Annotated in this window: 24 protein-coding genes and 1 tRNA gene; 13 read left to right on the top strand and 12 right to left on the bottom strand. The window is 70.6% G+C overall.

Features of this window, described 5'->3' with window-relative positions:
- Nucleotides 1-3: 3 nt before the first annotated feature.
- Complete coding sequence (locus H7827_RS15880) at nucleotides 4-471, bottom strand: NUDIX hydrolase (protein WP_432745960.1); 468 nt, start codon at nucleotides 469-471, stop codon at nucleotides 4-6.
- On the opposite strand from H7827_RS15880, the gene H7827_RS15875 reads away from it, so the two are divergent.
- The 5 genes from H7827_RS15875 to H7827_RS15855 are packed head-to-tail and all read left to right on the top strand — an operon-like array spanning nucleotide 470 to nucleotide 3,782.
- Complete coding sequence (locus H7827_RS15875) at nucleotides 470-661, top strand: hypothetical protein (RefSeq protein WP_432745958.1); 192 nt, start codon at nucleotides 470-472, stop codon at nucleotides 659-661. The genes H7827_RS15880 and H7827_RS15875 overlap by 2 nt on opposite strands.
- An 18-nt stretch (nucleotides 662-679) precedes the next feature.
- Complete coding sequence (locus tag H7827_RS15870) at nucleotides 680-1,813, top strand: helix-turn-helix domain-containing protein (protein ID WP_432745956.1); 1,134 nt, start codon at nucleotides 680-682, stop codon at nucleotides 1,811-1,813.
- A 22-nt stretch (nucleotides 1,814-1,835) separates the two neighbouring features.
- The gene (locus H7827_RS15865; protein ID WP_432745954.1) at nucleotides 1,836-2,405 is read left to right on the top strand and encodes an isochorismatase family cysteine hydrolase; all 570 of its coding nucleotides are present in this window, start codon (nucleotides 1,836-1,838) and stop codon (nucleotides 2,403-2,405) included.
- Between the two features lie 4 nt (nucleotides 2,406-2,409).
- Entirely contained in the window at nucleotides 2,410-3,324 is a 915-nt protein-coding gene (locus H7827_RS15860; protein ID WP_432745952.1) for an FAD-dependent oxidoreductase, read from the top strand.
- 53 nt (nucleotides 3,325-3,377) lie between these two features.
- Nucleotides 3,378-3,782, top strand: coding sequence for an NUDIX hydrolase (locus H7827_RS15855; protein WP_432745950.1), 405 nt, complete (start codon nucleotides 3,378-3,380; stop codon nucleotides 3,780-3,782).
- 450 nt (nucleotides 3,783-4,232) lie between these two features.
- Here the strand turns inward: H7827_RS15855 and H7827_RS15850 are convergent, their stop codons facing one another.
- The 4 genes from H7827_RS15850 to H7827_RS15835 form a co-directional block, all read right to left on the bottom strand.
- Nucleotides 4,233-4,649, bottom strand: a complete 417-nt coding sequence (locus tag H7827_RS15850) for a toll/interleukin-1 receptor domain-containing protein (protein WP_386538517.1) — start codon at nucleotides 4,647-4,649, stop codon at nucleotides 4,233-4,235.
- Nucleotides 4,553-4,990 (bottom strand): DUF1883 domain-containing protein, encoded by a 438-nt coding sequence (locus H7827_RS15845; RefSeq protein WP_432745948.1) that lies wholly within the window; start codon nucleotides 4,988-4,990, stop codon nucleotides 4,553-4,555. The genes H7827_RS15850 and H7827_RS15845 overlap by 97 nt, the downstream gene beginning before the upstream one ends.
- Nucleotides 4,991-5,042: 52 nt before the next feature.
- Nucleotides 5,043-5,116: transfer RNA gene (locus H7827_RS15840), tRNA-Pro, on the bottom strand.
- A gap of 57 nt (nucleotides 5,117-5,173) precedes the next feature.
- The gene (locus tag H7827_RS15835; RefSeq protein ID WP_386538457.1) at nucleotides 5,174-6,103 is read right to left on the bottom strand and encodes a metallophosphoesterase; all 930 of its coding nucleotides are present in this window, start codon (nucleotides 6,101-6,103) and stop codon (nucleotides 5,174-5,176) included.
- A 57-nt stretch (nucleotides 6,104-6,160) separates the two neighbouring features.
- On the opposite strand from H7827_RS15835, the gene H7827_RS15830 reads away from it, so the two are divergent.
- Nucleotides 6,161-6,625 (top strand): GatB/YqeY domain-containing protein, encoded by a 465-nt coding sequence (locus tag H7827_RS15830; RefSeq protein WP_432745946.1) that lies wholly within the window; start codon nucleotides 6,161-6,163, stop codon nucleotides 6,623-6,625.
- 70 nt (nucleotides 6,626-6,695) lie between these two features.
- Here H7827_RS15830 and H7827_RS15825 read toward each other — a convergent pair whose 3' ends face one another.
- Nucleotides 6,696-8,975, bottom strand: coding sequence for a transglycosylase domain-containing protein (locus H7827_RS15825; protein WP_432745944.1), 2,280 nt, complete (start codon nucleotides 8,973-8,975; stop codon nucleotides 6,696-6,698).
- A 362-nt stretch (nucleotides 8,976-9,337) separates the two neighbouring features.
- Between H7827_RS15825 and H7827_RS15820 the strand changes: the two genes are divergently transcribed.
- The 4 genes from H7827_RS15820 (at nucleotide 9,338) to H7827_RS15805 (ending at nucleotide 12,313) form a co-directional block, all read left to right on the top strand.
- Complete coding sequence (locus H7827_RS15820; RefSeq protein WP_030735489.1) at nucleotides 9,338-9,652, top strand: WhiB family transcriptional regulator; 315 nt, start codon at nucleotides 9,338-9,340, stop codon at nucleotides 9,650-9,652.
- A 159-nt stretch (nucleotides 9,653-9,811) separates the two neighbouring features.
- The gene (locus tag H7827_RS15815) at nucleotides 9,812-9,973 is read left to right on the top strand and encodes a DUF4177 domain-containing protein (protein WP_106438433.1); all 162 of its coding nucleotides are present in this window, start codon (nucleotides 9,812-9,814) and stop codon (nucleotides 9,971-9,973) included.
- The gene (locus H7827_RS15810) at nucleotides 9,970-10,473 is read left to right on the top strand and encodes a RidA family protein (protein ID WP_234306931.1); all 504 of its coding nucleotides are present in this window, start codon (nucleotides 9,970-9,972) and stop codon (nucleotides 10,471-10,473) included. Before H7827_RS15815 ends, H7827_RS15810 begins: the two co-directional genes overlap by 4 nt.
- Nucleotides 10,466-12,313, top strand: a complete 1,848-nt coding sequence (locus H7827_RS15805) for a prolyl oligopeptidase family serine peptidase (protein WP_432745942.1) — start codon at nucleotides 10,466-10,468, stop codon at nucleotides 12,311-12,313. The genes H7827_RS15810 and H7827_RS15805 overlap by 8 nt, the downstream gene beginning before the upstream one ends.
- Here H7827_RS15805 and H7827_RS15800 read toward each other — a convergent pair.
- The 6 genes from H7827_RS15800 to H7827_RS15775 all read right to left on the bottom strand — a co-directional run bounded on the left by H7827_RS15800 (nucleotide 12,261) and on the right by H7827_RS15775 (nucleotide 18,902).
- Nucleotides 12,261-13,139 (bottom strand): SURF1 family protein, encoded by an 879-nt coding sequence (locus H7827_RS15800; RefSeq protein ID WP_432745940.1) that lies wholly within the window; start codon nucleotides 13,137-13,139, stop codon nucleotides 12,261-12,263. The genes H7827_RS15805 and H7827_RS15800 overlap by 53 nt on opposite strands.
- Before the next feature lie 30 nt (nucleotides 13,140-13,169).
- Entirely contained in the window at nucleotides 13,170-14,570 is a 1,401-nt protein-coding gene (locus H7827_RS15795) for a hypothetical protein (RefSeq protein WP_432745938.1), read from the bottom strand.
- Entirely contained in the window at nucleotides 14,567-15,178 is a 612-nt protein-coding gene (locus H7827_RS15790; RefSeq protein ID WP_432745936.1) for a SigE family RNA polymerase sigma factor, read from the bottom strand. The genes H7827_RS15795 and H7827_RS15790 overlap by 4 nt, the downstream gene beginning before the upstream one ends.
- Before the next feature lie 402 nt (nucleotides 15,179-15,580).
- Entirely contained in the window at nucleotides 15,581-16,882 is a 1,302-nt protein-coding gene (locus H7827_RS15785; RefSeq protein ID WP_030735506.1) for an aspartate kinase, read from the bottom strand.
- Between the two features lie 249 nt (nucleotides 16,883-17,131).
- A complete protein-coding gene (locus H7827_RS15780; RefSeq protein WP_158708056.1) occupies nucleotides 17,132-18,211 on the bottom strand; it encodes a carboxylate-amine ligase in 1,080 nt (359 codons plus the stop codon).
- Nucleotides 18,212-18,317: 106 nt separating this feature from the next.
- Nucleotides 18,318-18,902, bottom strand: a complete 585-nt coding sequence (locus H7827_RS15775) for a TetR family transcriptional regulator C-terminal domain-containing protein (RefSeq protein WP_432745933.1) — start codon at nucleotides 18,900-18,902, stop codon at nucleotides 18,318-18,320.
- Between the two features lie 80 nt (nucleotides 18,903-18,982).
- Between H7827_RS15775 and H7827_RS15770 the strand changes: the two genes are divergently transcribed.
- The 3 genes from H7827_RS15770 (at nucleotide 18,983) to H7827_RS15760 (ending at nucleotide 20,261) form a co-directional block, all read left to right on the top strand.
- The gene (locus H7827_RS15770) at nucleotides 18,983-19,444 is read left to right on the top strand and encodes a GNAT family N-acetyltransferase (protein ID WP_432745931.1); all 462 of its coding nucleotides are present in this window, start codon (nucleotides 18,983-18,985) and stop codon (nucleotides 19,442-19,444) included.
- Nucleotides 19,445-19,477: 33 nt separating this feature from the next.
- Nucleotides 19,478-19,696 carry a hypothetical protein gene (locus H7827_RS15765; protein ID WP_386541273.1) on the top strand — a complete coding sequence of 73 codons (219 nt, stop codon included), beginning with the start codon at nucleotides 19,478-19,480 and terminating at the stop codon, nucleotides 19,694-19,696.
- A 100-nt stretch (nucleotides 19,697-19,796) separates the two neighbouring features.
- Nucleotides 19,797-20,261 carry a hypothetical protein gene (locus tag H7827_RS15760; protein ID WP_432745929.1) on the top strand — a complete coding sequence of 155 codons (465 nt, stop codon included), beginning with the start codon at nucleotides 19,797-19,799 and terminating at the stop codon, nucleotides 20,259-20,261.
- Nucleotides 20,262-20,364: the final 103 nt, after the last annotated feature.

Below are 20,364 nucleotides of genomic sequence, written 5' to 3'. Positions count from 1 at the left end.
CGCTCACGCCTCGCGGATCGGGGTGTTGAGGACGGAGGTGATCGCGTACGTGTTGGCGGCGATGAACTCGGCGAGCTCCGGGGGCATCAGGTTCAGTTCGCGGACCGCCTCGCTGGTGAACGGGACGCGTACGACTTCGTACTCGCCCCGTTCCGGCTTCGCGAACTCCGTTCCCGTACGCGCGGCCAGGTCCATCGACTCCAGGCGCGCGGCGAAGATGTGCTGGACGCCGACGCCGCCCTCCAACTGGTCGGTGATCAGGTGGACCAGTTCGGCGCGCGCCAGCTTGCCGCCGAGCTCCTCGAACACCTCGCGGTGCAGAGCCGATTCGATGGTCGCGTCGTCCGTCTCGACCCCTCCGCCGACCGTCACCCAGTACGGCTCCCTGCCCGGCTTGGTGCGCTTGATCAGGACCAGTTCGTCGCCGTCGAGGAGGATGGCGCGGGCGTTGCGCTTGACGATGTCGGTCATGCCGGTGCTCCTTCTGGTGGTGGTGCAGGAAAGAACGCGGAGGGGCCGCCTGGCGGTGGCCGGCCCCGGCGCGGTGGATTCAGCATGGAGCAAGACGGTTGCGGAGTGTGATGTACGGATGCTGCAGCAATGCCGCAGCACTGCTGAACAAGGCTGGCTACGCTGGTCGTTCGGTCGTTCCACCGGGTGATGGACAGGGGGTGTCACGGTGGTCACGGTGCAGAGATGGTCCGGTCGGGAAGCCCGGCTGCTACGCGACGCCCTGCGCATGAGCCTGCGGGACTTCGCCGCGTACCTGGGGGTCAGCGACCGCACGGTGTCGAACTGGGAGGCAGGCGGCGCCGGCTACCAGCCTCGCACCGAGTCTCAGGGAATTCTCGACACCGCTCTCGGTCGCGCACCCGACGACGCGAGAACCCGGTTCGCGGAAGCGCTGGGAATGAGTGACGCGGCTGCACCTGTCACGGGACGGATAGAAGTCGACTCCCACAAGTTCCTGCCGGTCTTCATCGGTGTCGAGCGCGCCGGCCAGCTTCGGGAGTATCTGACACCGAGTGAGGGCGCTCAGTGGCTGGAGTCCTCCTCGACCCGACTGGACCACCCCGAGGCGCAGAGCTGTGTCCTGCACGTCTTCGCATGCGGGGTGGCCGTCTTCCACCTTGTCCAGCCGCACGAACCCGCCGCGTTGACCGACCTGGCCGTCTGGCGCTACCGCTCCTACGCGTCCGACCTTCCGTGGGCCCGGGACAAGATCCGCGAACTCCTCGAAGGGGACCACGCCGGGGCCCCCAACCCTGAATACGTCCTTTCCCTCTACTGCCTCACCTCCGGTCCGTGGGCCGGGGACGCCTACGACACCGCGCTGCGCCTGCTCTCCACTCCCTCGGTTCTGGTCGACCGCGGGGCACCGGGTGGTCCCGCGCCCTTGGCCTGCACGGTCGAGGAGTCGCTTCTTGCCACCGGCTTCGACCACCCGGACATCGTTTCCTTCGGCGTACGGGGAGTGTCCACCGCCTACGCCGGCTGGTCCGGCGTCGCCTACGCCTCCCACTCCAGCGAGCGCAGCCTCACCACCGATGAGTTGGTCGCCTGCGAGCTGACCGTCCAGGCCCTGTGGTGTTTCACCCGCCACATCCAGCAGATGGTCGAGGACGGCCAGGACCCCTCCATGCCGGAGCGGTACGGCTGGCGATTCCTGCGTGCCGCCGCTTCCCGGCTCACCACCGCCCGTGCTCAGGAGACCGCGCAACACGTCCTGATGCGGGAGGCCATCATGAAGACCAGCGGATTGGCCGAACGGCTGCGCACCGCGCAGGAGGCTCTGCGCGAGAGCGCCGGCTGAGAACGGGCAGGAGTGAGGGCCGATGGACATCAGTAGCGCCGCACTGGTCGTGATCGACATGCAGAACGGCTTTGTGAACCACCACAGTCGCCACGTCGTGCCCGCAGTCGCCGACCTCGTCGCCAGATGGTCCGCCGCCGGGCGCCCTGTCGTCTTCACCCGGTACTTCAATTATCCCGACAGCCCCTACGAGCGCTTCTTCCAATGGCGCCGGCTCCAGGAACCACCCGAGACTGACATCGTCCCCGAGCTCGCCGAGGCGGCGGGCCACGCGCACGCTGGCGTCGACAAGACCGGATACACGCTCTTCACACCCGAGGCCGCAGAACTGATGCGACGGGCCGGCTGGACCGACCTCGTCTTCTGCGGAATCGCCACCGAGAGCTGCGTTCTGAAGTCCGCCGCAGATGCCTTCGAGCACGGATACGCACCCTGGATCGTGACGGACGCCTGTGCCAGCGACGCCGGCCCGGAGGTCCACGACGCCGGTCTGCTCGTCGCCCGGCGCCTGATCGGAACAGGCCAACTCGTGGACGTCGAGCAGGTGATGGGCCATCTCGATACGCGTACGGCCGACCCGGTGCTGGAATAGCCTCATGGCCGACACACCGCTCGACACCGACCTGATCATCATCGGCGGAGGACCGGCCGGCTGCGCCGCCGCCCGCATGGCCGCGGGCGTCGGCATGCGCTCGATCCTGGTCGAGCCGGACCGGCTGTGCCGAAATCTCTATCGGATCCCGGCTCTGAACAACGTCCTCGGCGGCCACACCAACGGTCCCGACCTGGCCGACGCCATCGTGGCGGAGCTGAAGGGCACCGAGCTGTGCCGCCTCGAACTCGGCAGGCGTGTCACCGAACTCCGCGCCGATGACGACCGGGTGACCGTCACGGTCGACACCCGTGCGCGTCTCACGGCTCCGTACGCCGTCGTCGCCACCGGCGTCGGCCCCCTCCAGCCCCACGACGTCACCTGGATCACCGCCCCGGACGACCGTGTCCTGCCCCCGCTCTGGGAGGCAGAAGCCGACGACGCCCAGGGGCGCACCCTCCTCGTTCTGGGCGGTGACCGCCCGATCGGCACGTTCCTGCGCGCCCACCCAACCACAGACACCCGCCTGCTCGTGGCGTACCCGGCAGACGACGCGTACAAGATCGAGGAAATCCGGGACGATCCCCGGGTCACCCTCGTTCCCGTCGAGCACCTGACGTTGAAGGCCGCAGAGCGCGCCCCGGTGTCGGCGGAAACAGCGGGCCAGGACGGCACGCGGCGGACGATCACAGCGGATTCGGCCTACCTCAGCATCGGCAACGCCCCGACCGCCCCGCCCGGCGATCTGACCCGGGGCCCGGACGGATACTGCCCGCCGACGGACCAGCACCCCCGCGTCATCGTGGCCGGCGACCTCCGCTCCGCCCGCTTCCAGCGGATCATGACCGCTCTGGGGTCGGGCAGCGAGGCCGCACTGCACGCCTACTACGCGGCCAGGGACGTGCCCACCAAGGGCTGAGACCACAGCGGTGGGATACGCGCGACGACCTACGCACTCGGGAAGGGATCTCCATGACCACTGAGGTCAATCCGGCGGTCGCAGCCGCCGTCGTCGTGCAGGACAGGCGGGTGCTGCTCGTGCGACGGTGCGTGTCGGAGGGCGCGCTTTCGTGGCAGTTCCCGGCAGGGAAGATCGTATCCGGCGAGAGTACGGGGGAGGCGGCGGCGCGCGAGGCCCGGGAGGAGACCGGGCTGCTGGTGACTCCCCAGATCGTGCTCGGGCAACGGGTTCACCCCATGACCGGCTGGGAGATCCACTACATCGCGTGTAGACGCTCTGGCGGCAAAGCGGGCATCGCGAGTCCGGACGAGGTAGCCGATCTGGCTTGGGTCGCGCACGGCGAGATCCCGCATTACGTGCCCTACGGACTGTTCGAGTTGGTACAGGACTATCTCGATGAGGCTCTACTCTCGTGATCCGGGCCAAGCCGGACACCGCCCTTCGGGGGTCATCCAGCCCTGGAACGTTAAGGCCCTCTGCGGCCAGGGCATTCCGTGCCGGCACCCAAGGGGCTCGGGCGTGTCAAGCCTGGTGATCATGGCAAGGGCACGGGGGCGTGCTTCTGGTGCGAGGTCGTCGAGAACGTCGCGGGCGCAGGGGGTGTCGGGTCGGGCGGCGAGAGTCATTCCTGAGTGCCATGTCTGGGCATAGCCTGCTGCGGCATGGTGCGGCGGGGTTGCGTGGTACGGCTGGAAGGGCGCAGATGCCGCTCCGGATCACGGATACCCCGGAACCAGTCGTCGGGACTGCTCCGGCGGTCGTGGCCATGTGTCGGCAGCTCGTGGTCCGACATAAGCTGCGCTGGCACAAGTCGTGTGCGTCTGCCTCCTTGGATGCGCGCCGAGTCGGCCACAAGAGCTGCGGACTCAGGCCACGCCGTCCTCTCGCACCACGTCGGCGATCTGCTGTGCGATCTCCTCGATGGAGTATTCACCGGTGCTCATTGCCACCTTGTCCGCGAGGGAAGGGCTGTAGCGGCGAACATCGTCTGCGCTCAGGTTGTGCCAGATTGGCAGGAGCGACTGCTCTCCAGCCACGTTGCGGGTGACGAGTCCGTCAAGTTCGTGATTGGTCCAGCCCTTGGAGATGAAGGGCTCGGAGAGCACTACGACGCCGTATCGGCTTGCTCTGATCCCTTCATCGATCTTGCGACGGAGGCTGTGACCGATCCGCATCTGAGCTTCATCTAGCCAGACAGCCACGCCCAACTTGGTAAGCGCGTCCCGGAGGGGCCGGCAACAGCTGCCTTGTCCTCGGACACGTGCGAGATGAAGACGTCCCAGGTCTGGCCGCCCAGCACGTCTCCGGCTGGTTCCTCCGGCTCATGGACTGCGACAGAGCGGGCTGGGTTGCCCTGCGACTCCCGGGCCGTGGGGAGGGGCCCGCACGGAGGTGGCTGCACCTGAACAGATGCTGCGATGCGGCCAGCATTGCCGCCGAGGTCGATAGCCACGCCCCAGTGTCCGTTTCTCGGGATGGTGATCCGGTGAGGAGAGCGAGTGACACGACCACCGAGGTATTGGTATCTCCTCCCCAACCCGCTGGCGTTCTCGTGCGAGCTGTCCGGGGAGCCACCTTCCGCACTTGGTTCCCAAACGGCCCCCAAAGCACTCGCGGAAACCACTCAGGGGCCCAACCCGCTAAGCGGATCAGGCCCCTGACTTGGTGTTTCTCTGTCGGGGTGGCGGGATTTGAACCCACGGCCTCTTCGTCCCGAACGAAGCGCGCTGCCAAGCTGCGCCACACCCCGGTGCAGCGAGGCTTACTCTACCCGGCCCGGGGGCGTACGCGAAATCAGGTTTCGCCGTCAGCTGTCCCGGGGGGTCAGCGTGAGCAGCGAGGCCTCCGGCGGGCAGGCGAAGCGGACCGGGGTGTAGCGGTTGGTGCCGCAGCCGGCGGAGACGTGGAGGTAGGAGCGTTCGCCCGCGGATTCGTGGGTGGACAGGCCCTTCACCCGGTCCGGGTCGATGTCGCAGTTGGTGACCAGCGCCCCGTAGAACGGCACGCACAGCTGGCCGCCGTGGGTGTGCCCGGCCAGGATCAGCGGGTAGCGGTCGGCCGTGAAGGCGTCCAGCACGCGCAGGTACGGGGCGTGGACCACGGCCAGGGACAGGTCGGCGCCCGGTTCGGGGCCGCCCGCCACCTCGCCGTAGCGGTCGCGCTTGATGTGCGGGTCGTCCAGGCCGGTCAGCGCGATCTCGGTGCCGGCCGTCTTGACCCGGCCGCGGGTGTTGGTGAGGTTGACCCAGCCCGCCTCGTCGAAGGCGTCGCGCAGTTCCCACCACGGATTGCGCGGGACGCCGACGGCCGGTGCGTTGCCGTTGAGGCCGTGCCGGCCCTGGACGCGTTCCACGAGGTAGCGGCCGGGGTTGCGCAGCTTGGGCGCGTAGTAGTCGTTGGAGCCGAAGACGTACGCCCCCGGGAACTCCAGGAGCGGGCCGAGCGCGTCGAGGGTCTCCGGGACGGCTTCGGGGTCGGAGAGGTTGTCGCCGGTGTTGATCACCAGGTCGGGGCGGAGGGCGGCCAGGGACTGGAGCCAGCGCTGCTTCTTGCGCTGGCCGCCGACCATGTGGATGTCGGAGACCTGGAGGATCCGCAGCGGGCGCATGCCCGGTGGCAGGACCGGCACGGTGACCCGGCGCAGTCGGAAGGACCGGACCTCGAAGCCGGCGGCGTAGGCGAGGGTGGCGGCCCCCAGGGCGGCGATGCCGAGCGGGGCGGCGTAGCGGGCGCGCATGCGTCCCATCGTAGGCAGCCCGGGCCAGGGTTCCGTACCGCCTGTCACAATGACCGCATGACCACGTTGAAGTCCCGGCTCTCCGACGATCTGACCATGGCGATCAAGGCGCGTGACGAGCTGCGATCGAGCACGCTCCGGATGACCCTCACCGCCGTCTCCTACGAGGAGACGGCCGGCAAGGAGGCGCGTGAGCTCTCCGACGACGACGTGCAGAAGGTCATCGCCCGCGAGGCGAAGAAGCGGCGTGAGGCGGCGGAGGCGTTCGACAAGGGCGGCCGGGTGGAGCAGGCGGAGCGGGAGCGGGCCGAGGGCAAGGTGCTCGCGGAGTACCTGCCGCAGCAGCTGAGCGACGAGGAGCTCACCGCGATCGTGACGGACGCGGTCGCCGAGGCGAAGGCCGGCGGCGCCGAGGGTCCGCGGGCGATGGGCGCCGTGATGAAGATCGTGTCCCCGAAGGTCGCGGGGCGGGCGGACGGCGGCCGGGTGGCCGGGCTGGTGAAGCGGACCCTGGCCGGCTAGCGGCGGCGGACAACGGTGAAGGGGCGGTGGTCGTGTCCGACCACCGCCCCTTCACCGTGCCGCTCAGTGGTCAGCGATCACGGCCCCAGCCGTTGCCCGGCCGATTGTCGCCCCAGTCGAAGTCGTCCCAGTTGCCCCAGTCGCCCAGGTCGATGTCCGAGCCTCCGCCGTTGCCGCCGTTGTTGCCGTTGCCGTTGTTGTCGCGGTCGCGGTCCTTCTTGTCGTCCTTCTTGTCGTCCTTCTTGTCATCCTTCTTGTCGTCGCCGCGCGGGACGTCGACCTCGTTGAACGTCGAGCCGGGCACGCCCGCCAGCGCGCCGGTCATGGCCTGCCGCCAGATCGGGCCGGCGACGGAGCCACCGCCCGCCTTCTCCCAGGTGGTGCCGGCGATCGAGATGTTCTCCATCGGGATCATCTCGGCGTCACCGCCCACCCGGACCGCGGTGGACAGCTCGGGGGTGTAGCCGACGAACCACACGTTCTTGCGGTTGTCGGAGGTTCCGGTCTTGCCGGCGTTCTCCCGGTCGGTGAGACCGGCGGTCTGGCCGGTGCCGTCCTCGACGACGCCCTTCAGCATCTGGTTGACCGTGTCGGCGGTGTGCTCCGACATGACCTGGGCGCAGTTGCCCCCCGGCACGTCCATCTCGTTGCCGTTGCTGTCGGTCACGGACAGGATGGCGACCGGCTCGCAGTAGGTGCCGCGGTTGGCGAACGTCGCGTACGCGTTGGCCATCATCAGCGGGGTGGTCTCCAGACCGCCCAGCGTGGCGGACGGGCTGGCGGGCAGCTCGGCGTCGTTGCCGCCGCGCACGCCCATCTCACCGGCCAGGGTGACGGTCTCGCACACGCCCACCCGGCGTTCGAGGTCGGCGAAGTAGGTGTTGACGGACTGGGCCAGGGCATCGCTCATGTCCCAGGTGCCCTTCATGTCCGCCCGCTCGTTCTGCACCGGCCAGTCGGGCTCCGTGGCGGAACCCAGCGGCTTGTTCTCGCAGTCCTTGAACTCGTTCATGGGCAGCGTGATCTTGCGGTCCGAACTGTACGTCTCGGCGGGGCTGATCCCCGCCTCCAGGGCCACGGCCGCCGTGATCGGCTTGAACGTCGAGCCGGGCTGGAAGCCGAAGGTGGTGCCGCCCATGGAGCTGGAGACGTTGAGGTTGAGCGTCGTCTCGTTGGCGGAGATGTCCAGGCCGTAGGGGCGGGACTGGGCCATCGACAGGATGTGCCCGGTGCCCGGCTGGATCTGGACGACGGCCGCGGTGACCTCGTCGTCCGCGTACGCGCCGTCCTTCGCCGCCTGGGCGGCGGCCGCCTGGGCGGTGGGGTCCAGGGTGGTCCGCACCCGCAGGCCGCCGATGCGCCACAGCTCGCTGCGCTCCTCCTCGGTCTCCCCGAAGACGGGGTTGTTGAGGATCTCCTTGCGCACGTAGTCGCAGAAGAAGCCGGCGTCGTGGACGGCGGTGATGCAGCCGTTCTGCGGCCGGGAGACGTTGAGACCGAGGTCCATCTCCTTGGCCTCGTCCGCCTCGGCGCGGGTGATGTCCTTGGACTCGACCATCTTCTCCAGGACGGTGTTGCGCCGGTTGAGCGCCCTGTCCGGGGAGTTGACCGGGTCGTAGGCGCTCGGGGACTGGACGAGGCCGGCCAGCAGCGCCGCCTCGTGCAGTTCCAGGTCGGCGGCCGGCTTGGAGAAGTACCGCTGGGAGGCGGCCTCGACTCCGTACGCCTGCTGTCCGAAGTAGGTGATATTGAGGTAGTTGGTAAGGATTTCGTCCTTGGTGAGTTCCTGCTCCAGCTGGATGGCGAACTTCATCTCGCGGATCTTGCGGCCCATGCCCTCGGCGCCGCTCTGCGCGGTGGCCTCGGCCACCGCCTCCGCGTCGTCGCCCGCCGCCTCGACGAAGACGTTCTTCACGTACTGCTGGGTGAGGGTCGAGGCGCCCTCCTGGACGCCGCCCTCGGTGACGTTGCGGTTCAGCGCCCGCAGCACGCCCTTGAGGTCGATCGCGCCGTGCTCGTAGAAGCGCGCGTCCTCGATCGCCACCAGCGCCTGGCGAACGTACGGACCCATCTCGTCCGCCTCGATCACCGTGCGGTAACGGGAGTACACCTCCGCGATCTTGTTGCCCTCGACGTCCAGGATCATCGTGCTCTGGCTCAGCGGTGGCCGCGTGAGCTCGCTCGGGATCTCGTCGAAGGTCTGCACCGTTCCCTTGGCAGCCAGCCCCAGGGCGCCGACGGCCGGCAGCGCCAGCCCCGCCAGTACGGCCCCGGACAGCACGCTGACCCCGAGGAACTTGGCCATCTGCTGAGTCGTGCTCAGCCCGCCTCCCGGGCGCTTCCTACCCATGGACACCAGCGTAAGCGGTCAAACGCCGGACAGGCGGCCGGGCGTTCGTTAGGCTGCCCATACATCGGACAAAACAAGAGCCGTCAAACGATCTTCACTCATGAGAGTGGGATATCGAAATCGCTCTTGTCATATGCACCGAACTGTTGCTATCAGCAACCCTCGCCCGACATGCGGACCTTGTTCGGTGTTCACTCACGTGGGTGACCAGCGACGCCGTCTAGTCCGAACGGGCCATTCAAAATGGGGCCCGCTGGGGGTGTTGCGCTCCCGCCACCTTCCGTAACGTCCTCAACCGGCAAGGTGAATATGCCACTTGCCGCCGTGGGGGAGCCTCGATTCGGGAGAGGACGGCACCGGTCATGAGCTGGGTCACCGACTGGAGTGGGCAGGCGGCCTGCCGCACCACAGATCCGGATGAACTATTCGTCCAGGGCGCGGCACAAAACCGCGCCAAAGCGGTGTGCACCGGCTGTCCGGTGCGCACCGAATGCCTCGCCGACGCACTCGACAACCGCGTGGAATTCGGCGTCTGGGGCGGTATGACCGAACGGGAACGACGCGCATTGCTGCGCCGCCGCCCCACGGTCACGTCCTGGCGCCGGCTGCTGGAGACAGCCCGCTGCGAGTACGAGAACGCTGACGAGAGTGACGGAGGTTACGCGGCGGCCGGTTAGGGCCTCCGCAGGGCAGTGTGCCCGGTGCGATGATCGACAATCCCTTCCCGGCCGAGAATCACCGGGATCCGCGGCCTCGCCCACCGGCGGGCGATCCCCACCTGGGCGGACGCCCCGGCCGTACCGCTCCCGGTCGTTAGAGTGGGCGCCATGACGACCGTGACCAAGTGGGAATACGCGACCGCGCCGTTGCTGGTGCACGCGACCAAGCAGATCCTCGACACCTGGGGCGAGGACGGCTGGGAACTGGTGCAGGTGCTCCAGAACCCCGCCAACCCCGAGCAGCTGGTGGCGTACTTCAAGCGCGAGAAGACCCAGTGAGCGCCGGGCGCGTGGCGGCCCGGCTCGCCGAGCTGGGAATCACCCTGCCGCCGGTGCCCGCCCCGGCCGGGGTGTACGTACCGGCACTGCGCTCGGGCCGCTACATCCACACCTCGGGTCAGGTGCCCCTGGTGGACGGGGCGCTGCCGCGCACCGGCAAGGTGGGCGCCGAGGTCAGCCCGGAGGACGCCAAGGAGCTGGCGCGGATCTGCGCGCTGAACGCGCTGGCCGCCGTCGCCTCCGTGGCGGGCGACCTGGACCGCGTGGTGCGCGTGGTGAAGGTCGTGGGCTTCGTGGCCTCCGACCCGTCCTTCACCGGGCAGCCGGGCGTCATCAACGGCGCCAGCGAACTGCTCGGCGAGGTGCTGGGCGAGGCGGGCCGGCACGCGCGCAGCGCGGTCGGCGTCGCGGTGCTGCCGCTGGACGCCCCGGTGGAGGTGGAGATCCAGGTCGAGATCGACGACAGCGACAGCGAGGGAGCTCCGGGCACGCATGACTGATCACACACCGGCCCAGGACGGGCAGGGCACGGACGGCGCGCACGAGGCGGAGGAGATCACCACCGTCCCCGACTGGGAACGGCGCTTCCGCGCCCCGCGCCTGAGCCTGCCCCAGTGGGCGCTGGAGGCCCCGCACCGCTCCCTGTTCATCTCGAACGCCACCGGCACCTTCGAGCTGTACGCCTGGGACCGCACCACCGGCTCCCGGCGCCAGGCCACCGACCGGCCCAACGGCACCGTGCACGGCACGCTCAGCCCGGACGGCGAGTGGATCTGGTGGTTCGCGGACAGCGACGGTGACGAGTTCGGCATCTGGCGCCGGCAGCCCTTCGCGGGCGGCGCCGACGAGATCGCGGTCGAGGGCCTGGAGCCGGCGTACTCGGGCGGTCTGGCCTTCGGCCGCGACGGCACCGTCGCGGTGGGCCGGATGACCGAGGACGTCGGCTCCACCATCCATGTGGCGCGCCCCGGCGAGGCGCCGGCGGAGATCTACCGGCACCGCGAGTCGGCGAGCGTCGGCGATCTGTCGCACGACAGCACGCTGCTGGCCATCGAGCACACCGAACACGGCGACGCCATGCACTCGGCCGTCCGCGTCGTACGGCTGGACGGCACCCTCGTCGCCGAGCTGGACGACACCGAGGGCGCCACGAAGGAACTGGGCCTGGCCGTGCTCGGCTTCGCCCCGGTGGACGGCGACAGCCGGCTGCTGCTCGGGCATCAGCGGCACGGCCGCTGGGAGCTGCTGATCTGGGACCCGGTCACCGGGGACCAGCGGGAGCTGGCCTGTCAGCTGCCGGGCGAGGTGGGCGCCGAGTGGTACGCCGACGGTTCCGGTCTGCTGATCGAGCACGACTACCGGGCGCGCAGCGAACTGTGGCGCGCGGACCTGGACGGCAACGTCATCGGCGAGCTGACCCAGGTGCACACCCCGGCCGGCACCGTCTCGGGGGCGACCGCCAGGCCGGACGGCTCGGTCGAGTTCCTGTGGTCCTCGGCCGCCGAGCCGCCGCGGGTGCAGTCCAGCAGCGGCGCCACCGTGCTGGACCCGCCGGGCGAGATCGCCCCGTCCTCGGTGCCGGTGCAGGACGTGTGGGTGGACGGCCCCGGCGGGGCGGTGCACGCGCTCGTGCAGCGCCCGGAGGGAGAGGGCCCGTTCCCGACGGTCTTCGACATCCACGGCGGCCCCACGCACCACGACAGCGACTCCTTCGCCGCCGCCCCGGCCGCCTGGCTGGACCACGGCTTCGCGGTGGTCCGCGTCAACTACCGGGGGTCGACCGGCTACGGCCGGGAGTGGACGGACGCGCTGCGGCACCGCATCGGGCTCATCGAGCTGGAGGACATCGCCGCGGTCCGTGAGTGGTGTGTGGAGACCGGTCTGGCCGACCCGGAGCGGCTGGTGCTCAGCGGCGGCTCGTGGGGCGGCTATCTGACGCTGCTGGGCCTCGGCGTGCAGCCCGCGCTGTGGACGGTCGGTGTCGCGGCCGTGCCGGTGGCCGACTATGTCACCGCCTACCACGACGAGATGGAGGCGCTGAAGGCGATGGACCGTACGCTGCTCGGCGGCACCCCCGAGGAGCAGCCGGAGCGCTGGCGGGCCTCGTCCCCGATCACCTACGTGGACGAGGTGACGGCGCCGGTCTACATCTCGGCGGGTCTCAACGACCCGCGCTGCCCGATCCGGCAGATCGAGAACTACGTGGACCGGCTGAAGGAGCGCGGCGCCACCCACGAGGTGTACCGGTACGACGCCGGGCACGGCTCGCTGGTGGTGGAGGAGCGGATCAAGCAGACGCGGATGGAGATCGAGTTCGCGCTGAAGCATCTGCCGGGCTGACCGGGCCCTGGTCCGGGTCCGCGGGGGTCTCCTCCCGGGCCCGGTCCCCAGCCGGGGCCGGTACGGGTGTCCCGAGGCCCAGCGCGGCATCGTGCTGGGCCTCCAGCTCGCGGCGGAAGAACCGGTACCACATGAAGAGCGCGAACGCGATGAACGCGAACCACTCCGCCGTGTACCCCAGGTTCTGGAACGCCTTCATGTCCAGGCCGGTGTTGGTCGCCGACGCCGGCGGCACCGGCAGCATCGGGGCCTGGGCCTCGCGCACCGTCACCCAGGCGTTCTCCACCGGGTACGGCAGCACATTGATCAGCGAGGCCGCCCCGATCACGCCCAGCTGCCCCGGCGGCAGCCCCGTCGGCGGGCTCACATCACGCGGCGACTCGGCGCCCTGCAGCGCCCCCACGACCGTCACCTCGCCGGACGGCGCGGCGGGCACGGCGGCCGGGTCGGCCTCACCGGGCAGCCAGCCGCGCACGACCGGCAGCGCCTCGCCGCCGTCGGCGGGCAGCAGCGGGGTGAGCACGTAGTAGCCGCGCTCCCCGTTCAGGTCGCGCCGCGGCACGAGCAGTTCCTGCTCGGCGTCGTAGGTACCGGTGACGGTGGCCTGCTCCCCCAGCGTCGCGGTGGTGACGGGCAGTAGTTCACGCAGCGGGCGCGGCTCGGAGGTCTCGGCGCGCGCGGCCTGTTCCTCGCGTTCGCGGTGGGTGTCCACCCGGCCCTCGAAACGGTCCAGCTGCCAGAAGCCCATCACCAGACAGAACGGGATGGACAGCGCGACGAAGACGTTGATCCCCCACCAGCGGGGAGTCAGCAGAAACCGGTACACGTGCCCACGGTACGGGGTGCCGCCCGGCGGTCAGCCGGCCGGGGTGCTCGGCGACTCCAGGACGCCGGTGCGGTAGACGGTCCCGTTGCAGGTTCCCTCGAGGTGGATGTCGACGGCCGGGCCACCGGCGGGCGGGGTGTAGCGCAGCACGACGGTGCTGTCGGACGGGTCGGGGTCGGGGTCCGAGGTGCCGCCGGAGGGGTCGGAGCCGCCGCTGCCCGGGGTGCCGTCGCCGTTGCCGCCGCCCGGGGAGTCGCCGTCGCCCCCGCCGCCGTTCCCGATGCCGTTCCCCGCGCTCGGCTGGTCGACGCCGGGGGACTCGCCGCCCGAACCGCCGTCCCCGCCACCGCTGCCCGACCCGTCCGAGCCGCCCGCGCCCGCGGCACCGCCCTCCAGCTCGGAGACCGGGTCCGGGTCGGCGCCGGCGTTCGGGCTCAGCCCTGCGGGGTCGGCCTGCACGGCACACACGGTGCTCAGCGCGCTGCTGCCGCTGGGCACCCACGCGAACCGCACCTCGTACGCCTCGCCCGGCGGCAGCACCAGCTCGGCGACCGCCTGATCGGGGGTGGGCAGCCCGGTGGCCCGGTCGCCCTCGGCGCGGTCGGCGATCTGGACGTCGCCCGCCGTACCGCCGGGGGCCGGCAGAACGGCGAGGTCGTCGGCCGAGCCGCTGACCCGGCAGGGCTCGGCGGACACGTTGGCGACGCGGATGGTGCCGTACACCTTGCCCTGCGCGTCGGGCTGTTCGGTCACCGCGCTCGCGGCACCGAGCTGACCGGCCGAGCAGCGCGGGGAGTCGATGCCGGTGATCTCGCCCTCGTACGGCGCGCCGGTCTCGGCGACGGCGCCGCTCGTCCCGTCCGGCTGGTGGGCCTGCCCGTCGTCGGTCCCGTGGTATTCGCCGCCCAGCGGGGGTTCACCGATCCCGTCGTACGCCTCGGCGCCGGCGTCCGCGCCGCCCGAGGGCACTGTCTCGCCCTCGGCGGTGCTCTCCCCGGCGAGCCCGGTCGCCTGGTCGTTGCCGCGCCGCCCGCCGTTTCCCGTCGCCTCCAGGACGGCGGGGGCCCCGATGGCCAGGACGCCGACGGCGGCCACGGTGCTCAGCAGCAGCTGGCGCCGGCGGCGGCGCCGGGCGGCGATGCCCTCCCGCAGCGTCTCCAGCGAGACATCGGGGACCGGGATGACGCCGACCGCGTCGCGCAGCAGGCGGCGCAGCGTCTCCTCGTCGGAGAGCTGGCCGGGGCTGTCGGGGATGTCGATGCCCTCCGGCAGGGCGGGGAGGTCGCAGTCGTCGCCGGGCAGACCCTGGCCCCCGGGGCGGGACCCGGCACCGGGGCCGGAGCCGGCCCCGCCGTCCGCCCCTTCCCGGTCGCCGCCACCCCTGCCGCCGGGTTCTCGTTCCTCCGGCGGATCCGGATCGCGGTCGGTCATCGGGCCGCCTCCATGGCGACCCGCAGGGCGGCGATGCCCCGCGAACCGTACGCCTTCACCGATCCGGCCGAGATCCCCAGCGTGCTGGCGACCTCGGCCTCCGTCATGTCCGCGAAGTAGCGCAGCACCAGCACCTCGCGCTGGCGGCGCTGGAGTCCGCGCATCGCCTGGATCAGCTCGGCGCGCTCCAGTTGCTCGTACGCGCCCTCCTCGGCGCTGGCCATGTTCGGCATCGGCTTGGAGAGCAGCTTCATCCCCAGGATGCGGCGGCGCAGTGTGGAGCGGGAGAGGTTGACGACGGTCTGCCGCAGATACGCGAGCGTCTTCTCCTGGTCGCGCACCCGGCCGCGCGCCGAGTGGACGCGGATGAACGCCTCCTGGACGACGTCCTCGCAGGAGGCGGTGTCGTCGAGCAGGAGCGCGGCGAGGCCGAGCAGCGAGCGGTAGTGCGCCCGGTAGGTCTCGGTGAGGTGGTCCGTGGTGGTGCCCTCAGCCATGACGGCGTCCGCGTCCTGGGCGGTGCGCCGGTGCGCCGGTGCGGAGGTGCCGGACGTGGCGGCCGGGGGCGGGCCGGAGGCGGCGGGTGGCAGCGGCGCGATCACGGGCATCCCTCCGGTGGCCCCGCCGGGTTCCTGCTCCGGATCCCTGGGGCGCGCGAGACGTGGAGGTGCCATTGCGGTGAATTCCAGGACCTCTGCCACGCCAGTTGGACACTCTCTCCCCCGCGAAGGTTGTACGGCGCGGGTGGGTTTCTGAATGAGTCACGTCGGCTCACACCTACCGCCTACCCTGAAATGCCCGTGTCGTGCAGCGCCACGACGGCCCTCGCGCGAGGGTACGAAAGACGCTCCCCGCACCGCGCCAGGTTCCATCAGCGGGTGCGGGGAGTTGAAATCGTCCCCCGGGGGATTGGTCCGGATCAAGCGATCCGGACCTACGAATTGGTCACGGGAGCTTCACATCCCGCCAATCTCGTTCAAATAGTCATGCATGACCCGGGTTGTCGTACGTCAGCGGCCGGTGCCCCCGTACACCACGGCCTCGTCCGACTCACTGTCGAGCCCGAACGCCGTGTGGACGGCGCGGACCGCCGGGTTCACATCATCCTCGCGGGTGACGACCGAGATGCGGATCTCGGACGTCGAGATCAGCTCGATGTTCACGCCGGCGTTCGACAGCGCCTCGAAGAAGTGCGCCGTGACACCCGGGTTGGTCTTCATGCCGGCCCCGACGAGCGAGATCTTCGCGATCTGGTCGTCGTAGCGCAGCGCGTCGAACCCGATGTCGGGACGCCGCTTCTCCAGCGCCGTGATGGCCGAACGACCCTCGTCCTTGGGCAGGGTGAACGAGATGTCGGTCAGCCCGGTGGAGGCCGCGGACACGTTCTGCACCACCATGTCGAGGTTCAGTTCCGCGTCGGCGAGCGCGCGGAAGATCTTCGCCGCCTCGCCCGGCTTGTCGGGCACACCGACGACCGTGACCTTGGCCTCGGACGTGTCGTGCGCGACCCCAGAGATGATCGCCTGTTCCATCGACTGCTCCCCTTGTCCTTCCCTGTGCGCGGGATGCTCCTGCGGCGGCTCGCTGCTGACCCAGGTGCCCTTGAGACCCGAGAAGGACGACCGTACGTGAATCGGGATGTTGTAGCGGCGCGCGTACTCCACACAGCGGTGCAGCAGCACCTTCGAACCGGAGCTGGCCAGCTCCAGCATGTCCTCGAAGGAGATCCATTCGATCTTGCGGGCCTTGGACACGACGCGCGGATCGGCGGTGAACACGCCGTCCACGTCCGTGTAGATCTCGCACACCTCGGCGTCGAGCGCCGCGGCGAGCGCGACCGCCGTGGTGTCGGAACCGCCACGCCCGAGCGTGGTGATGTCCTTCTTGTCCTGGGAGACGCCCTGGAAACCGGCGACGATGGCGATGTTGCCGTCGTCGACGGAGGAACGGATGCGGCCCGGAGTCACATCGATGATGCGGGCCTTGTTGTGAACGGAGTCGGTGATGACACCGGCCTGGCTGCCGGTGAAGGACTGCGCCTCGTGCCCGAGCGCTTTGATCGCCATGGCCAGCAGCGCCATGGAGATGCGCTCGCCTGCGGTCAGCAGCATGTCCATCTCACGTCCGGAGGGGACGGGGGACACCTCACCCGCGAGATCGATCAGCTCATCCGTCGTGTCACCCATCGCCGAGACCACGACGACCACCTGGTGGCCGTTCTTCTTGGCTTCGACGACTCGCTTGGCGACGCGCTTGATGCCCTGGGCATCGGCAACGGAGGAGCCGCCGTACTTCTGCACGACAAGGCCCACGTGTGCTCGCTCCTCGTATCTCTCACGCCGTGATCCGAGCGGGGACCACGGTCTGCTGAAGTCTACCGAGCAGGCGATTTCCGCCCATCCGGTGCCACATCCTGAGACACCGGGCTCATCCAGCGGGAAGCCCTGCCCGCCAAGGGAAATCGCACACGAAATACGTCCGAAACGTAACGCAGCTCACACGGACGGTCGCCGTCCGGTGGGGGTGTGTGCGCGGTGCGCGCCGGGCGGGCCGCCGCGCCGTCACTTCAGCAGGTGGGAGTGCAGGTAGGCCGCCACATCGGCCAGCGAGCCGCCAGAGGAAACGATTCTGCGCTGCCGGGCCGCCCAGGACCCGTTCTCCCGCAGTTCCGCCAGCAACCCGGTGACCAGGGCGAGATCCCCCGCGTCCGCGAGCGCGGGCGTCACGTGTTTGAGCAGCTTCTCCGTCCAGGACCAGGCCGGTACCGGATGCCCGGTGAACACGTCCAGGGCGTCCCCCTCCATCCCGTACCGCGCCGCCTGCCAGTGCGCGGCGGCCAGCAGTTGATCCGATACGGGGGGCGGCGCGGCGCCCGCCTCCGACTCCTCCAGGCAGGTGGCCACCAGACCCCGGGTCAGGGCGGCGAGCAGCACGGCGGTGTCGCCGGTGGGGCACACGTCGGCGACCCGCATCTCGATGGTGGGCACGAACTCGGACGGGCGGGCGAACCAGTACGCCATCTTCCGGTCGAGAATCACCCCGGAGGCGACCAGCCCGTCCAGCAGCGCGTCGTACGCGGGCGCGTCGGCGAACAGCGGGGCCGGACCGGCGACCGGCATGTAACCCCACCACACGGAGCGGAAGCTGGAGTAGCCGGTGTCCTGCCCCAGGGAGAAGGGCGAGTTCCCGGCGAGCGCCTGGAGGCCCGGTAACCAGGGCCGCAGATGGTTGCTCACGCGGACCGCGTGCTCCCGGTCGGGCATGCCGATGTGGATGTGCATGCCGCAGGTCATGTGCCCGAAGCGCAGTGCGCCGTACTTCTCGTAGATCCGGCGGTACCGCGTCCCCCCGGTCGGTGGCGAGGGCGCGGCCGGGAGCAGTTCGGTGGCGGCCGGCACCACGGCGCACCCCACGGTCTCGGCCGCCGCCGCGGCGGCGGAGCGCAGGGAACGGAGGTCCTCGGCGAGCAGCCGCAGATCGCTGTGCGGCTCGGTGGCCGTCTCGATGACGGACTGGGAGGTCTCCGGCTTCAGCCGCTCGGCCGGCCCTGCGGCGGCATCGGCCGCGATGACCTCCTCGGCCACCGGCATCGCCTCCCCGGTCGACGGGTCGGCCAACAAGAACTCTTCCTCAACACCCACGGTGAGCGGTTCCATTGCTGGATGCTCCCCCACCGCCGGGACCGTGAATCCCGGCGGGGCGGCGGCTCCACGGGGAGCCCGCGGACGGTATACGGGCAGGGCCGGTTCAGTGCAGTCCGTGGGCCGCGAGGGTCGCGTCCAGCAGCTCGCCCTGGACGGCCGGGGTGAACGTGTCGGGGTCGCCGGCGGCGAGGGCGGCGGCACCCTCGACCGTCGAGATGAGCGCGTGCATGACGGTGCTGACCCGCTCCGGCGGCCAGCCGGGGGCGGCGGCGGTGACCAGGCGGGTGACGCGCTGCCGCCAGGCGCGGTTGTGGGCGCGGTGCAGCGCGGTCAGTTCGTCGTCGCCGACGGCCGCCGCCAGGAAGCCGGTCCACACGACGCTCTCCCGCCGGCCGGCGGCGTCCAGGGAGAGTCCGTGCCGCAGTACGTCGCGCAGCGCGGCGCGCGGCGTGGGGGCGGCGGCCTCGGCGGCCTCGGCGCGGGCGCGGGTGCGGTCGTGCATGAGGCGGCGGGCGTGCAGGAGCAGGGCGCGGCGGTGGGGGAAGCGGTGCATGACGAGCCCGGTGGTGCAGCCCGCGGCGGTGGCGACGGCGCGGATGGTGAGGCGTTCCAGGCCCTGGTGGGCGAGGACATCGTGGACGGCCCGGGAGAGGCGCGCGTCGGCGTCGCCGTCGGCCGGTCGTGACATGGGTCTCGCCCCCGGGGTCTGGGAAGGCTGGCGTAACGCTTGTTACCGTAACAGCTGTTACGGAGGCGGAGGGAACGGCGATGAACTGGACGATCGAGGACATGGCCTGGGAGGACCCCGAGGGGGCCGCCCTGCGCGCCGGGCAACGGGCGGAGCTCGACGCCCGGTACGGGTGCGACGACCACGAACCGGGGGCCGCGCCCTCCGCCGCCGACATCGATGTCTTCCTGGTCGCCCGGGACCGGGCGACGGGGGCGGCGCTGGCCTGCGGGGCGCTGCGGCGGCTGGACACGGGCAGCGCGGAGGTCAAGCGGATGTACGTCGCTCCCGGGGCGCGGGGCACGGGGGTGGCCACGGCCGTCCTGCGTGCGCTGGAGGCGGCGGCGCTGGAGCGCGGCTGGGCGACCCTGCGGCTGGAGACCGGGACCCTGCAGCCGGACGCCGAACGCTTCTACCGGCGCGAGGGCTACCGGGAGATTCCGCAGTTCGGCACGTACATCGGCTCGCGGATCTCGGTGTGTTACGAACGGGTTCTCGCATGAAAAGCTTTCCGCATGCATGATGCGTTGCGGAAAATGATCGGTCTGGCAGGGGTATTTCTGGGGGTCGGGCTGGCGTTCTGGCTCTTCTTCGGGGCGCCGAACGGCTGGTCGGGCGACATGCGGTACGTCAGGTTCGCGCTCGGCCTCGGGGCCTACGCGCTGATCCACGCCGGGGTGGTCCTCAGCTACCCCGACGAGCTGAAAGCGGGGGGTCCGGTGGCGGACCGCGAGGAGAAGAGCCGCACGGCCTGACGACGGGCGGGCGGCGGGCGGGCGGCGGGCGGGCGGCGGGCGGGGAGAATCGTCGGAACAGACGGCTGCCCGGCGACAACTCCGGCCATACGATGCTGAGATGACCACCGCCAGGCAGGCATCCATCGGCGGCGCGGGCTCGCGCTTCGGGCACCGTGCCGCCGCCGTGCAGTGCTGGCTCAGCGCGCTGGTCCTGACCGGGCTGCAGATCACCGGCCAACTCGGCCTGGGGTGGTGGCACGCGGTCATCACCATCGGGGTGTCCCTGTTGCTGCTGCTGTTGGGCCTGGTGATCTGGTCCTCGGCCGCCGAGCAGAAGCTGGACACCGAACGGCTGCTGCGATCGGGGCGGCCGGCCGTCGCGGAGGTCCTCGGCGTGGAGGTGAACGAGGACTCCGAAGGCGTGCCCAACATCGCGGTGCTGGAACTGCGGATCAGCGGTACGGATGTGCCGGAGTTCGTGGCCTCCTACCGTGCCGACCACGCACCCCACTTCCGGACCGGTGCGCGCTTCCATGCCGTGGTCGACCCGTCCGACAACCTGTTCACCCTCCGGCCGCTGTGAGCGCCCGCGTCACGGCGCGGGGCCGGCACGGCGCCCGCGCCACCGCGGTGCGAGGCGCACCGAGGCGGCCGAGCCGTACGCGGCCGGCGGTCGGGTGGACAGC

The organism is Streptomyces sp. JH002 (assembly GCF_050916115.1).
In the GTDB taxonomy this organism is placed as follows: domain Bacteria; phylum Actinomycetota; class Actinomycetes; order Streptomycetales; family Streptomycetaceae; genus Streptomyces; species Streptomyces xiamenensis.
This window is presented reverse-complemented; position numbering and strand designations above follow the sequence as displayed.

What these genes read in the sequence shown, in the direction of transcription:
- H7827_RS15875 (WP_432745958.1), top strand. Translation starts at nt 470, where the DNA reads ATGCCGGTGCTCCTTCTGGTGGTGGTGCAGGAAAGAACGCGGAGGGGC.
- H7827_RS15880 (WP_432745960.1), bottom strand. Translation starts at nt 471, where the DNA reads ATGACCGACATCGTCAAGCGCAACGCCCGCGCCATCCTCCTCGACGGC.
- H7827_RS15865 (WP_432745954.1), top strand. Translation starts at nt 1,836, where the DNA reads ATGGACATCAGTAGCGCCGCACTGGTCGTGATCGACATGCAGAACGGC.
- H7827_RS15860 (WP_432745952.1), top strand. Translation starts at nt 2,410, where the DNA reads ATGGCCGACACACCGCTCGACACCGACCTGATCATCATCGGCGGAGGA.
- H7827_RS15855 (WP_432745950.1), top strand. Translation starts at nt 3,378, where the DNA reads ATGACCACTGAGGTCAATCCGGCGGTCGCAGCCGCCGTCGTCGTGCAG.
- H7827_RS15835 (WP_386538457.1), bottom strand. Translation starts at nt 6,103, where the DNA reads ATGCGCGCCCGCTACGCCGCCCCGCTCGGCATCGCCGCCCTGGGGGCC.
- H7827_RS15830 (WP_432745946.1), top strand. Translation starts at nt 6,161, where the DNA reads ATGACCACGTTGAAGTCCCGGCTCTCCGACGATCTGACCATGGCGATC.
- H7827_RS15825 (WP_432745944.1), bottom strand. Translation starts at nt 8,975, where the DNA reads ATGGGTAGGAAGCGCCCGGGAGGCGGGCTGAGCACGACTCAGCAGATG.
- H7827_RS15820 (WP_030735489.1), top strand. Translation starts at nt 9,338, where the DNA reads ATGAGCTGGGTCACCGACTGGAGTGGGCAGGCGGCCTGCCGCACCACA.
- H7827_RS15805 (WP_432745942.1), top strand. Translation starts at nt 10,466, where the DNA reads ATGACTGATCACACACCGGCCCAGGACGGGCAGGGCACGGACGGCGCG.
- H7827_RS15795 (WP_432745938.1), bottom strand. Translation starts at nt 14,570, where the DNA reads ATGACCGACCGCGATCCGGATCCGCCGGAGGAACGAGAACCCGGCGGC.
- H7827_RS15790 (WP_432745936.1), bottom strand. Translation starts at nt 15,178, where the DNA reads ATGCCCGTGATCGCGCCGCTGCCACCCGCCGCCTCCGGCCCGCCCCCG.
- H7827_RS15775 (WP_432745933.1), bottom strand. Translation starts at nt 18,902, where the DNA reads ATGTCACGACCGGCCGACGGCGACGCCGACGCGCGCCTCTCCCGGGCC.
- H7827_RS15770 (WP_432745931.1), top strand. Translation starts at nt 18,983, where the DNA reads ATGAACTGGACGATCGAGGACATGGCCTGGGAGGACCCCGAGGGGGCC.
- H7827_RS15765 (WP_386541273.1), top strand. Translation starts at nt 19,478, where the DNA reads ATGATCGGTCTGGCAGGGGTATTTCTGGGGGTCGGGCTGGCGTTCTGG.
- H7827_RS15760 (WP_432745929.1), top strand. Translation starts at nt 19,797, where the DNA reads ATGACCACCGCCAGGCAGGCATCCATCGGCGGCGCGGGCTCGCGCTTC.